At 59.7% G+C, this 12,919-nt stretch carries 9 protein-coding genes and 1 pseudogene; 8 read left to right on the top strand and 2 right to left on the bottom strand.

Annotated elements, in window-relative coordinates; translation table 11 throughout:
* The first annotated feature begins 113 nt into the window (after positions 1-113).
* From ACTJK5_RS01900 to ACTJK5_RS01880, 5 genes are all read left to right on the top strand, one after another.
* The gene (locus ACTJK5_RS01900) at positions 114-515 is read left to right on the top strand and encodes a group II truncated hemoglobin (RefSeq protein WP_062426251.1); all 402 of its coding nucleotides are present in this window, start codon (positions 114-116) and stop codon (positions 513-515) included.
* Positions 512-880, top strand: coding sequence for a DUF423 domain-containing protein (locus ACTJK5_RS01895; protein WP_440611710.1), 369 nt, complete (start codon positions 512-514; stop codon positions 878-880). The genes ACTJK5_RS01900 and ACTJK5_RS01895 overlap by 4 nt, the downstream gene beginning before the upstream one ends.
* A 178-nt stretch (positions 881-1,058) precedes the next feature.
* On the top strand, positions 1,059-2,315 hold the full coding sequence (locus ACTJK5_RS01890; RefSeq protein WP_440611709.1) for a DUF2254 domain-containing protein: 1,257 nt from the start codon (positions 1,059-1,061) through the stop codon (positions 2,313-2,315).
* A 267-nt stretch (positions 2,316-2,582) separates the two neighbouring features.
* On the top strand, positions 2,583-4,106 hold the full coding sequence (locus tag ACTJK5_RS01885) for an ABC transporter substrate-binding protein (protein WP_112521062.1): 1,524 nt from the start codon (positions 2,583-2,585) through the stop codon (positions 4,104-4,106).
* Between the two features lie 87 nt (positions 4,107-4,193).
* Positions 4,194-5,522, top strand: a complete 1,329-nt coding sequence (locus ACTJK5_RS01880) for a GH1 family beta-glucosidase (protein WP_440611708.1) — start codon at positions 4,194-4,196, stop codon at positions 5,520-5,522.
* 143 nt (positions 5,523-5,665) lie between these two features.
* Here ACTJK5_RS01880 and ACTJK5_RS01875 read toward each other — a convergent pair.
* Positions 5,666-5,971 (bottom strand): annotated as a pseudogene (locus ACTJK5_RS01875) (DUF2325 domain-containing protein); the annotation flags it as partial.
* Between the two features lie 563 nt (positions 5,972-6,534).
* Between ACTJK5_RS01875 and ACTJK5_RS01870 the strand changes: the two are divergent.
* From ACTJK5_RS01870 to ACTJK5_RS01860, 3 genes are all read left to right on the top strand, one after another.
* Positions 6,535-7,725, top strand: coding sequence for an efflux RND transporter periplasmic adaptor subunit (locus ACTJK5_RS01870; protein ID WP_113226929.1), 1,191 nt, complete (start codon positions 6,535-6,537; stop codon positions 7,723-7,725).
* A gap of 15 nt (positions 7,726-7,740) precedes the next feature.
* Complete coding sequence (locus ACTJK5_RS01865) at positions 7,741-11,064, top strand: efflux RND transporter permease subunit (RefSeq protein ID WP_440611707.1); 3,324 nt, start codon at positions 7,741-7,743, stop codon at positions 11,062-11,064.
* A 438-nt stretch (positions 11,065-11,502) separates the two neighbouring features.
* Positions 11,503-12,186, top strand: a complete 684-nt coding sequence (locus ACTJK5_RS01860; RefSeq protein WP_312929867.1) for a Crp/Fnr family transcriptional regulator — start codon at positions 11,503-11,505, stop codon at positions 12,184-12,186.
* Positions 12,187-12,243: 57 nt separating this feature from the next.
* Here ACTJK5_RS01860 and ureG read toward each other — a convergent pair whose 3' ends face one another.
* Positions 12,244-12,855 (bottom strand): urease accessory protein UreG, encoded by a 612-nt coding sequence (gene ureG, locus ACTJK5_RS01855; protein WP_062439974.1) that lies wholly within the window; start codon positions 12,853-12,855, stop codon positions 12,244-12,246.
* Positions 12,856-12,919: the final 64 nt, after the last annotated feature.

The raw sequence follows: 12,919 nt of genomic DNA, 5'->3' as shown, positions 1-12,919 counted from the left end.
TCGTCTTTGACGATCATCAGGATGCGCCAACGCAAATTGCCGCATCCTGGCCTTTCCATTTGCACTTTCCCTGAGGACGCGCCAAAAGCGGAGCAAACGGAGACGGCTAAGGCGTGGCAGACGATACGATCACTCTCTATGAAGCCATTGGTGGAGACGCCACCGTGCGGGCGCTCACCCGCCGCTTCTATCAGCTGATGGACACATTGCCGGAAGCCGCCCATTGCCGCGCCATCCATCCCGCCGATCTGTCCGGCAGCGAGAGCAAGTTCTACGATTATCTGACCGGCTATCTTGGCGGGCCGCCGGTCTATGTGGAGAAATACGGCCACCCCATGCTGCGCCGCCGCCATTTCGTCGCACCGATCGGCGCAAGCGAAAGGGATGAGTGGCTGCTCTGCTTCCGCCGCGCCATGGATGAGACGATCGAAAACCCGAAGCTACGGGACATCATTTGGGCGCCGGTCGAAAGACTGGCCTTTCACATGCAAAACCAGGGAGAGGCGCAGCCATGAACCAGGCTATCCTGAAAGCCGGGACACTGTTTTTGAGCGGCGTTCTCGGCGCCTCCGGCGTCGCACTTGCCGCCGCAGCCACCCATACGGGCGCGACAGTGCTGCTCGGCAATGCGTCCGCCATGTGTCTTGCCCATGCGCCGGTGCTCCTCGGTCTTTACCTTGGTTGGGATCGTGTCAAGACCGCCCTGCCCACTGCCCTTCTTCTCGGCCTTGGAACCGCACTCTTCGCCGGCGATCTCGTCTCCAAGCATTTTACCGGCGAAAGCCTCTTTCCCATGGCCGCGCCCGCGGGCGGTCTCGGCATGATCTTCGGCTGGTTGGCGCTTGCAGCCTCGGCCTTTTTTCCATCCGCACGGCACTAGCGCCGCGAAATCGCGGCTCACGTAAACCACGGCAAACGCGTCCAGCCCGACCAGAAGCGCGGCGATCCCATTTACGGAACGCCCTCTGCGTGACGTCGTTATCGCTCTGAAAAGTGTCGGAGTGAAACCGGGTCGTCGGCGATTGTGGACGATCGGGTTGTAATGGAGCGGGGACTATATGACATCGAAATGGCAGTGGTGGCTCAACCAGATCGTGCGGCGCATATGGTTCAGGGCCACGTTGTTCTCCGTCGGAGGGGTCGTGACCGCACTTCTCGCCGTCGCCTTCTCCTCCTACATCCCGGCAGAGCTTCCCGCGAAGATCGGTGCCGACGCTGTCGATAAGATCCTCGGCATCATCGCCTCGAGCATGCTGACGGTCACCACCTTCTCATTGAGCACGATGGTCGCCGCCTATTCAGCGGCAACGAACAACGTCACACCACGGGCCACCAAGCTCGTAATGGAAGACAGCACGACGCAAAATGTGCTGGCCACCTTTGTCGGCTCGTTCCTCTTCAGCCTCGTTGGCATTATCGCACTTGCAACCGGAGCCTATGGCGACCAGGGCCGCGTCATCCTTTTCGTCGTGACGATGGGCGTCATCATTCTGATCATCGTCACGCTCCTTCGGTGGATCGATCACCTTTCACGCCTTGGACGTGTGACGGAAACGACGGAGCGCGTGGAGAAAGCCACCATCGAGGCCTTACGGTCCTGGATAGAAAGCCCGTGCCTGGGCGGGAAAGAACTGGAGTACAATGATCCGAGGCTGAGTGCGCCGAACACGCCCGTTCACCAGCCGAAGGTTGGCTATGTCCAGCATGTGGATGGCGGCGCGCTCGGGCAAATTTCGGAAGAACTTGACGTGGAGATCGCAGTTGTGGCGATCGCCGGCAAGCTGGTTGCCCCCAATATTCCCCTGGCCTGGATCGTTGGGGATGTCGATGAAGAGGGTCAAAAACGCGTAGCATCGGCATTCACGATCGGCGACGTCCGATCCTTCGATCAGGACCCGCGTTTCGGTGCTGCGGTTCTGGCTGAAATCGCGTCCAGGTCCTTGTCGCAAGCCATCAACGATTCCGGCACTGCGATCGATCTGATTTCGAGATATATGCGTGTCCTGACCGTCTGGGATGAACACGCCGACGACATCGACGTGCAATATCCGCGCCTGCATGTCGCGCCCATCAGGCTCGACGATGTCTTCGACGATCTCTTCATTCCGCTTGCCCGCGATGGCGCCGCGATCCTTGAAGTCGGCATTCGACTGCAGAAGGCGTTCATCACCCTTTCCGGTTTTCGCCACCCCGAGTTCAAACGCATTGCCGTCCAACATTCCAGAAGCGCAATCAAGCGTGCCGAAGCAACATCGATGATCGAAGAAGACCTCGACAAGCTTCGGCGTATCGCAGGCCTGTTGGGACCGGCGTAAGACCGGGCGGCGCACAAGGGCGATCCGCAGATCGCCTCGCTCGGCGTGTGAAATGGATAGCGATCCACTTTGACCGCAACGACGACGTTTCGGTGCGTGTTTGCCAGAACGCGCATGTGGTTTCGCGTCGATCCCCGAGACCTCTTATGAACTTCGCTTGCACGTGACTGTGCGCGCAAACGCATTTGACAACGCTCACCATCCCGCTAAAGTATGACGCAATAAGAACGCATATTCCATTATTGTGGATTCAAAAGAGGGAACGTCATGCTCAAACGCACTTTGCTTGCAGCCTCCTTGTTCTTGCTGCCCGCCATGTCCACGCCGAGTTTTGCCAGCGGAGTAGTCAATGTCGCAACGATCGGTGAACCGCCCACGCTCGACCCGATGGCATCGACCGCCGATGTGGTGGGCATGATCACGCAGCATATCTTCGAGACGCTCTTCACCTTCGATGCCGAATGGAACGTCGTTCCGCTGCTGGCCGAGGGAATGCCGACCGTTTCCGCAGACGGCAAGACCTATGACATTGCACTCCGCAAGGGCATCAAGTTCCACGACGGCTCCACCATGACATCCGCCGATGTCGTCGCCTCGATCGAGCGCTGGGCGAAGATCGCATCACGCGGCAAGCAGGTCGCACCCTATCTGAGTTCGGTCACCGCCAAGGGTGATGACGGCATTCAGATCGTGCTGAACAAGCCATACGCGCCGTTGCTCTCGCTTCTCGCGTTCAACAACTCCGCCGCCGTCATCATGCCGAAGGCAAACCTTGCCGAAGACCCGCTGACCAAGATCATCGGCACCGGCCCCTACATGCTGAAAGAACGCAAGGCCGACCAGTATATCCAGCTCGTCCGCTTCGATGGCTACCAATCGCGGTCCGAAGCGGCCAACGGCTTTGGCGGCGCACGCAAGGCCATTCTCGACGAGGTACGCTTCGTGCCGGTTCCCGATGCCAATACCCGCCTCGAAGGTGCGGTCTCCGGACAGTTCGACTATGCCGACTCCCTTCCCCCTGAAACCTTCGACCGTCTCAAGGCATCGCAGGCTTCCGAGCCTGTGGTGCTGAAGCCCTATGGTGCGCCAGTCATGGTGATGAACACCAAGGAAGGTGTACTTGCCAACAAGGAGATGCGCCACGCCATCCAGGCCGCGCTGAACCCGGAAGACATGCTGCTGGCCGCCTTCGGCAATCCGGAATTCTTCGCTGTCGATGGCGCGCTCTATCCACAAGGCTACACATGGCACACGGAAGAAGGCATCGAGCGTTATAGCGCGGGCGATCCCGAAGCGGCAGCAGCCATGGCCAAGAAGGCCGGTTACGACGGTGAAAAGCCGATCCGCATCCTGACCAGCCGCCAGTACGAGTTTCATTACAAGATGGCGCAGGTGGCAGCCGAATATCTGAAGGCCGCCGGCTTCAAGGTCGAGCTTGGCGTCTTCGACTGGGCAACACTCACCACCCGCCGGGCCGATCCGAAATTGTGGGACATCTTCATCACCCATGGCCCCTTCCCGCCGGAGCCGATCCTCAACGGCTGGATGTCCGACAGCTATCCAGGCTGGTGGTCAACACCTGCCAAGGCCGCCGCAGTCGAGCCCTTCATTGCGGAATCCGACCCGGAAAAGCGCAAGGCCCTCTTCGCCGAAATTCAGAAGGTCTTCTATGAGGAAGCCCCGGTTTACAAGGTCGGCGATTTCAATGCGCTGAGCTCGAAGAAGAAGACACTCAAGGATTTCAAGCCATCCCCTTGGCCGTATTTCTGGAATGTCAGCACCGGAAACTGAGGTCAACTCTCCTCCCAAGCAAACACGTGTCCCGCATCCTGTGCGGGGCACGCCGCAAGCCTCCTTCATCGATAATGAGCATCTGTCATGACGCGTTCTTTTCCCAAGGACTTTCTCTGGGGCGTCGCTGCCTCCGCCTTCCAGACCGAAGGCGCCGTCAACAAGGATGGCCGCGGCCAGAGTGTCTGGGATGTCTATGCCCACACGCCGGGCCGCACCACCAATGGCGAGACGGCGGACATCGCCTGCGATCACTACCACCGCTATCCGGAAGATATCGGCCTGATGAGCGGTCTAGGCGTCGGCGCCTATCGCCTGTCGACCGCATGGCCGCGCATTTTCCCGCAAGGCTCCGGTCAGGTGAACCAGCGCGGGCTCGATTTCTACGACCGCGTCATCGACCTTCTCTTGCATGAAGGCATCGAGCCGTGGATTTGCCTGCATCACTGGGACATGCCGGTGGCGGTGGAGGAAAAGGGCGGCTGGCGCTCGCGCGAAACGCCAAAGATTTTCGCCGATTACGCCGCGACGATTGCCCGCCACTTTGGCGACCGCGTCAAACGCTTTGCGCCGATCAACGAACCGAACGTCATTCCCTGGGTCGCCTATAATGTCGGCCGTCACGCGCCTGGCAAACAGTCCTATGAGGATAGCCTGCAGGCCATCCACACGCTGAATCTTGCCCATGGTTACTCGGTCAAGGCCGTGCGCGCTGAAGCGCCCAAGGCAGAGGTTGGCAACATCGTCTCGCTCGGGCCGGTGCGTCCGCATTACGACGACGCGGCGCACGAGGAAGCCCGCATTCTGGGCGATTGCCTTTGGCGCCGCGTGACCGTCGATCCGCTGTGGCTTGGCACTTACCCAGAGCCGATCGCCAAGCAAATGGAGCGGTTCATTCTTGGCGACGACATGGCCGATATCAGCCAGACAATGGATTTCTTCGGCCTCAACCACTACAATCCCGTCTTCGTGGGCCCCAACAAGAACACGACCTTCGGCGTTGCCGAGACCGCCCCGCCCACTGGCATGGGTCCGCTGACCGATGTCAACTGGGTCGTCGATCCCCAGGCCTTCCTCGAACAGATCCGCGATACCAGCGAGCGCTATAACAAGCCGACCATCTACATCACCGAAAACGGCGCCTCCTATCCGGACGCGCTCGGCCCGGATCGCAAGGTCATCGACAAGGATCGCATCGCCTATTTCGAAGGCTACCTGAACGTTCTTCTCGACGCGCTCGAAGAAGGCCACGATATCAAGGGCTATTTCGCCTGGTCGCTGATGGACAATTTCGAATGGGGCCGCGGCTACTCCAAACGCTTCGGTCTGGTCTATGTCGACTACCCGACACTGCAGCGTATTCCGAAGGCGTCATATCACTGGCTGAGCGATGTGATCCGCAGGAACGCTTTGTAGATACCATTTTTCGCCACGTCGAGGTGGGCACGATCAGCCTCAGACCTCTCCTGCGTCATCCTCGCCCTTGAGGCGAGGATCCACTATTCTTACGACTCGATAGTAGGGGTACCTGCAGACCTCATCCGGGGCCGCATCATCCCCTAATTCGCCCCACGCTCGTTCATCGTCTGCAGCGCCCGCTCGAGGCTGGACTTGCTGCCGTTGCGCAACGGAATGAAGGTCTTGCCGAACTTCTTGCAGCCGGATTTGACGCGCAGGCACGCGTCGTGGCTGATACAGTCGATGGGGCAGAAGACGCAATCGACCGAAGGCAACAGCGTGTCGATGCGCGAAACCGCTTCACGCAAGCCCCCGTCATGGTGGATCAGCTCGGCATCGAAGTTGCTGGCGATCTGGCGCAGATGCGCCACCTGGCAGTCGCGCCCGCCAACATAGAGAAAGCTCTTCGGACCGGAAGGTGCCTGCTGTTGTACGGACGTGTCCGGCGATTGAGAGCGATCGTCCTGCTTGCCCCGAACTGCCTTCTTCTTTTCTTTCCGCGCCATGCCTCACCTTGCCGTTGAAACCCGGCCCTCTGCCGGTTCTTGGAGCGCACGATATTAAAGATGAGTTTTAGAGTAAAGAATAAAGTTGATGATAACCGTCATGTTTTTCTCAAACATGCTGCGCACGGCGCGGAATTTCCTGATAGGCTGGTATTTCGGTGCCAATGAGCCCCTTGGTAACCCATCAAAAAGCTATTCAAAAATGTATAGCCCGGCCCTCGGCTAGACGGATTGAAAAGTAGCGATCTCGCATTTACATTCCTTTCACCAGAGCTTTTACAAAGCGTGCATTAGGGGAATGGGACACGCTTGCGTAATATCGCAGACATCGCGGTCAGGTAAACCGGATGGAGGCTGATATCGTAGAAGAGTCTAATGAATATCGCATGCACTTCTCGCCGAAGATGATTGGCGCCGACGACGGCGCATGATCATCGCGCGACCCACTGTGGACGGACAAATATATGCAGCGCATCGCACCGATTGCAGGTTTTACTGCCCTTCTTCTTCTCGGCTCCACTCTTCAGACAGTGGCTCAGGCAGAAGGTGAACCCGTACAGGCAAACCGCAACAACCTGCCCGCCATCGTGGTGACGGAGGTGGCAAAGCGCGATCTGGTGGACCGCGTGATTGCCACCGGCACCATTCGCCCGGTGGATGAGATTTATGTCCAGCCGCAGGTGGAGGGTCTTGCCCTCGACAAGCTCAATGTCGATGTGGGCGACAAGGTGGAGGCGGGTGCGGTTCTCGCCGAGCTTTCCCGCGACAGCCTGCTTTTGCAAAAGAGCCAGCTGGAAGCCAACCGGGCGAAAGCCGAGGCAGGCGTTGCCCAGAGCAAGGCGCAGGTGATCGAAGCCCAGGCCAATCTGGATGACGCCGTGCGCCAGAAGGATCGCGCCGCCCGCCTTGGCCAGTCCGGCTCCGGCTCCGTATCCCAGGTGGAACAGACGGCAGCGGCGGCAGATGTCGCCAAGGCGCGCCTCGAGGCAGCCAGGCAGACCGTGACTGTCGGTGAAGCCGATATCAAGGTGGTGGATGCGCAGATCGAGGATATCGATCTGAAGCTCGCCCGCACCGGCGTCAAGACGCCCGTCGCCGGCGTCATTTCCGCCAAGAATGCCCGCATCGGCGCCATTGCCAGCGGGTCGGGCAACCCCCTCTTCACCATCATCCGGGATGGCGCGATCGAGCTTGTCGCCGACCTGTCGGAGACCGATATTCAAAAGGTCGAAGTCGGCCAGAAGGCGCGCCTTACCGTCGCCGGCGGCAACCAGAAGATCGAGGGCACGGTGCGCATCGTCTCTCCCACGGTCGATCCGACCACGCGCCTCGGCGCAGTCCATATCGTGCTTCCAGCCAATAGCCCGGCGCGCGCCGGCATGTATGCCAATGCCGAGATCGTCGTTGCTTCCGCCAATGCGCTGGCCCTCCCCCTGTCGGCTGTGACCTCGGGGCGTGACGGCTCCACCTCACGCAAGGTCGAAAACGGCGTCATCAGGCAGGTGAAGATCGAAACCGGCATTCAGGATTCCGGCTTTGTGGAAATCAAGCAAGGCCTGTCGCAGGGCGACAAGGTCGTGGAGAAGGCAGGCGCTTTCGTCCGCGACGGTGACAAGATCAACCCGGTTCCGGCTGCTGCCGCGGCCTCGAACTAAAGCGAAGGCACAACCATGAACTTTTCTGCATGGTCCATCCGCAATCCGATTGCGCCGCTGCTTGCCTTCGCGCTGCTGCTCTTCCTTGGCATCAAGGCATTCTACGACCTTCCGATCACCCGCTTCCCCAATATCGACGTTCCCGTCGTCGCCATCACGGTCACGCAGAGCGGCGCCTCGCCTTCCGAACTCGAAGCGCAGGTGACGAAGGAAGTGGAAGATGCCGTCGCCTCGATCAGCGGCATCGATGAAATCCAATCCACCGTGACCGACGGTCAGTCGCTGACGACCGTTCTCTTCCGCATCGAAAAGCCGACCGAAGAGGCCGTACAGGACACCAAGGATGCGATCGACAAGATCCGCTCCAATCTGCCCGCCGGCATCGAAGAGCCTGTCGTCAGCAAGATCGACGTTGAAGGTCAGGCGATCCAGACCTTTGCGGTCTCCTCGCCGAACATGACGCTCGAAGAACTCTCCTGGTTCGTGGATGACACCATCAAGCGCGCACTCCAGGGCCAGCCGGGCGTCGGCAAGATCGACCGCTACGGCGGTGCTGACCGCGAAGTGCGTGTGTCGCTCAACCCGTCGAAGCTCGATGCTTACGGCATTACCGCAGCCGAGGTGAACAACCAGCTGCGCGGTACCAACATCGATCTGGGCTCCGGCCGTGGTCAGGTCGGCGGGAACGAACAGACGATCCGCACGCTCGGCGACGCCCGCAACGTGGCGGAACTTTCCAATACGACGATCGCGCTACCGAACGGCAACTTCGTCAAGCTGTCGGAACTCGGAAGAGTGACCGATACGTATGAGGAGCCGAAGTCCTTCTCGCGCTTCAATGGCAATCCCGCCGTCACCTTCGCCGTCTTCCGCGCAAAGGGTGCCAGCGAAGTGACGGTGTCCGAAACCGTGGCGCAGAACCTCGACAAGGTGCGCACAGACCATCCGGATGTCGCCATCCAGATGGTGGATGACTCGGTCTACTTCACCTATGGAAACTATGAAGCAGCCCTTCACACGCTGATGGAAGGCTCGATCCTCGCCGTCATCGTCGTGCTGCTCTTCCTGCGCAACTGGCGCGCCACGCTGATTGCGGCCGTCGCGCTGCCGCTGTCCGCCATCCCCACCTTCTGGGTGATGGACCTACTCGGCTTCTCGCTGAACCTTGTCAGCTTCCTGGCGCTGACGCTGGCAACCGGAATTCTCGTCGATGATGCGATCGTGGAGGTGGAGAACATCTCGCGACACATCAAAATGGGCAAGACACCCTATCGCGCAGCGCTCGAAGCTGCCGATGAAATCGGCCTCGCGGTGATCGCCACCAGCTTCACCATCATCGCGGTGTTCGTCCCTGTCTCCTTCATGCCCGGCATTCCCGGCCAGTACTTCATCCAGTTCGGCCTGACCGTCGCCTTCTCCGTCTTCTTCTCGCTGATGGTGGCGCGTCTGATCACGCCGCTGATGGCCGCCTATTTGATGCGTGCCGACGATGCCGTCGATGATCATCACGATAATGACGGTCGCCTGATGAAGGCCTATACGCGCATGGTGACGGGCACGACCCGCAAATGGTGGGCGCGTTATCTCACCCTGCTCGGCGCGATCGGCTTCCTCGTCGCCTCGTTGATGCTGCTTGCCCAGGTACCCGGCAGCTTCCTGCCGCCGGATGACTCCTCGCGCGTCGTGCTGTCGATCGAGCTTCCGCCCAATGCGACGCTCGACGAGACCGACGCCACGACCGCCAAGATCAATGACGCCATCAAGGGCATCGACGGCGTGGAAAGCGTCTTCATCCTCGGCGGCGCGTCCCCCAAGGGTGATCTGGAACTGCGCCGCGCGACAGTGCGTGTCATCTTGAAAAAGATCGACCACTCGCTGCTGAAGACCATCGTCAACCGTGGTTTCGGCTCCATTCCGCTGATCGGTCCTCATCTGCCAAAGATCGAAGAAAATGGCAGAACCCGGCCACAATGGGATGTGGAGCGCGACATCTTCGCCAGCGTTCACGACATCCCGGATGTGCGCATCATCAAGCTCAACGACCGCGCAGAACGCGAACTCGCATTCAACTTCCTCTCGTCCAGTGAAGAGGACCTGAACCAGGCCGTCGGCATTCTGGAATCGCGCCTGCGTGCCTCGCCGATCCTCGCCAATGTCAGCTCGGAAGGTGCCTTGCCACGTCCCGAACTGCAGATCCGCCCGCGCAAGGATGAAATCGCCCGCCTCGGCATCACGCCGCAGCAGATTTCGCAAACAGTGCGCGTTGCCACCATCGGCGATATCGATGCGCAGCTGACGAAGATTTCGCTGGATGACCGGCAGATCCCGATCCGCGTCCAGACCTCGCTCGATGTGCGGCGCGATCTGGCCGCCATCCGCGCGCTGAAGATCAAGACTGCGTCGGGCGCAACCGTGCCGCTCTATAGTGTCGCCGATATCGACTATTCGGAAGGCCCGAGCTCCATCAAGCGCAACGACCGCAACCGCGTTGTCGCCATCGGCTCCGACGTCCCCTTCGGCACGGCACTCGATACCTCGACGAATGAGTTCAAACGGATCGTCGAAGAAACGAAGCTTCCGCCAACGGTTCGCCTTGCGGAAAGCGGCGACGCCAAGGTGCAGGGTGAAATGCAGCAAGGCTTCGTCAACGCCATGCTGCTCGGCCTGTTGCTGGTGCTCGTCGTTCTTATCCTGCTCTTCAAGGACGTCATCCAGCCCTTCACCATTCTCTTCTCGCTGCCGCTTGCGATCGGTGGTGTGGCAGTGGCGCTGATCGTCACGCAGAACGCGCTCTCCATGCCGGTTCTGATCGGCATTCTGATGCTGATGGGCATCGTTACAAAGAACGCCATTCTGCTCGTTGATTTCGCCATCGAGATGCGCCGCCACGGCATGGAACGCGTCCAAGCCATGGTCGAGGCCGGCCGCAAGCGCGCCCGTCCGATCATCATGACCTCGATCGCCATGTCGGCCGGCATGCTGCCATCCGCACTCGGCGTCGGCGAAGGCGGCTCATTCCGCGCGCCGATGGCAATCGCCGTGATCGGTGGCATCATCGTCTCGACGGTTCTGTCTCTGATCGTCGTTCCGGCCTTCTTCCTGATCATGGACGACCTCTCGCGCCTGCTCTCTCACCTCTTCGGCCGCTTCATCGGCAAGAAGGAAGAAGAGCATCCGATCCTGTCATCGGAAGAACTGTCGAACGTCGCGCGGGAAAACAGCGAGGCGATCGCTTCCATGGAAGAGCGTATCGCAGCGGTGGAGAAGAACGCGCCGAAGGATAGCCGCAGCGGCAAATCCGACAACGTGCTTCGACTTCCGCCTCTCGCGGCTGAGTAGCCGCAACGCAGTTGAATCGAACCAGAGACGCCGGGCCATGTGCCCGGCGTTCTCGTCTATAATGGGAAATGAGACCTCTCCGTCGTCATGGTCGGACTTGATCCGGCCATCCACAAGTCGTGACAAGCATAGCTCTTGGATCGACGATCCCACTACAGCATCGGCCCGAAAATCGAACTCGATTTTCGGAAAGCACGATACGTGGATTAAAAAGGTAAAACGTCGATCCTTTTTCGACGGCTTCATCTACGCAGCAAGCAGTATCGCTTCGAAGAAATACGCTCCTCAAATTTCATCAAAGTTTGATCGAAATCAATTTGAGCTCTGCAGAACCGGCTATCCTCTCCCCCATGACAACATCCATGGCCGAAGGTTCGCGCCTCTCCCAATCGACCTGACGAGACGGGCGCGCGGATGATATGGTTCCGGGGGACGAGCGTGAGCAAGATCGAGAAACTGACCAACAGGGACAAAGCCCTTCTCATTCGCAGTGACCTTCTCTCTCCCATGAGCGAGACATCAGCGCGGTCGGTCATCGATGCCGCGTCACTTTTGACGCTACCCTCCCGTCATGTGCTCTTCACCGAGTCGAGCGCGGCGGAGTATCTCTATTACGTATTGAACGGCCATGTGCGCCTGTTTCGCACCAGTCGCGACGGGCGCGAGGCCGATATCCGCATCTGCAGTCCAGGCGAAACCTTCAATGATTGCATGATCTTCGAGACCGGAAACCACCGCTACAGCGCCCAGACCACCGAATGCTGCCTGCTGGCAAGGCTGGAACTGTCGCGCATCAGGGCGATGCTCGAGGCGGATCCGACGGTGGCGCGTGCCATGATCGAAACCCTGTCGAAGAACAATCTGAAAGTCATGGACTGCGTCGCCAATGATAGGCTGCAGACAGCGCCTCAACGCGTGGCGCATTACCTGGCCACACAGGCACCGATGGACAATGGCTCATATTCGCTGCGCCTGCCGTTCCAGAAAAGCGTGCTGGCGGGCAAGCTCGGCCTTGCACCAGAAGCGCTATCCCGCGCCTTTTCCACCCTGAAAAGCTGCGGCGTCAGCGTGCGCGGACGCGTCATCCACATCAAAGACCCGGCGGCGCTGAACAGGCTATGACCCGGATCGAGCCTGTGGACGTGTCAAAGCGGACCGGCCTTCCACAGGCTAATCTTTTTACAAGCCGCCCTGCTGCTTCAGAAAGCCGACGATGCGGTCGATGCCTTCGCCGCGCTTCATATCGGTGAAGAAGAATGGCATGTCCTTGCGCATCCGGGTGGCATCGCTGTCCATTACCTCAAGATCGGCACCGACATAAGGTGCCAGATCCTTCTTGTTGATCACCAGAAGGTCGGAGCGGGTGATGCCTGGCCCGCCCTTGCGCGGGATTTCCTCGCCCTGGCAGACGGAGATGACATAGATGGTGATGTCCGCCAGATCGGGAGAGAAGGTGGCCGCGAGATTGTCGCCGCCCGATTCGATGAAGACCACGTCGAGATCGGGGAAGCGCTCGTTCAAACCGGCAATCGCTTGAAGATTGATCGTCGCATCTTCACGGATCGCCGTGTGCGGGCAGCCGCCGGTTTCCACGCCGACGATGCGCTCCGATGGCAACGCCTGCATGCGCACCAGCGCTTCGGCATCTTCCTTGGTGTAGATGTCATTGGTGACGACGGCGACGGAGAATTCAGAGCTCATCGCCTTGCACAGCTTTTCCGTCAATGCCGTCTTGCCGGAACCGACAGGTCCGCCGATACCAACTCTGAGCGGCCCATTTCCCGATTTCATACCTGCTTCCCTTCTGGATGTGTTTTGCCGACCATAGCGGCCTCACGCCTGCCTCATCAACACC

This window comes from Agrobacterium sp. 22094, assembly GCF_052046015.1.
GTDB classification, from domain to species: domain Bacteria; phylum Pseudomonadota; class Alphaproteobacteria; order Rhizobiales; family Rhizobiaceae; genus Agrobacterium; species Agrobacterium cavarae.
Note: the sequence above shows the minus strand (reverse complement) of the source record. Positions and strands in the feature narration are given on the sequence as shown.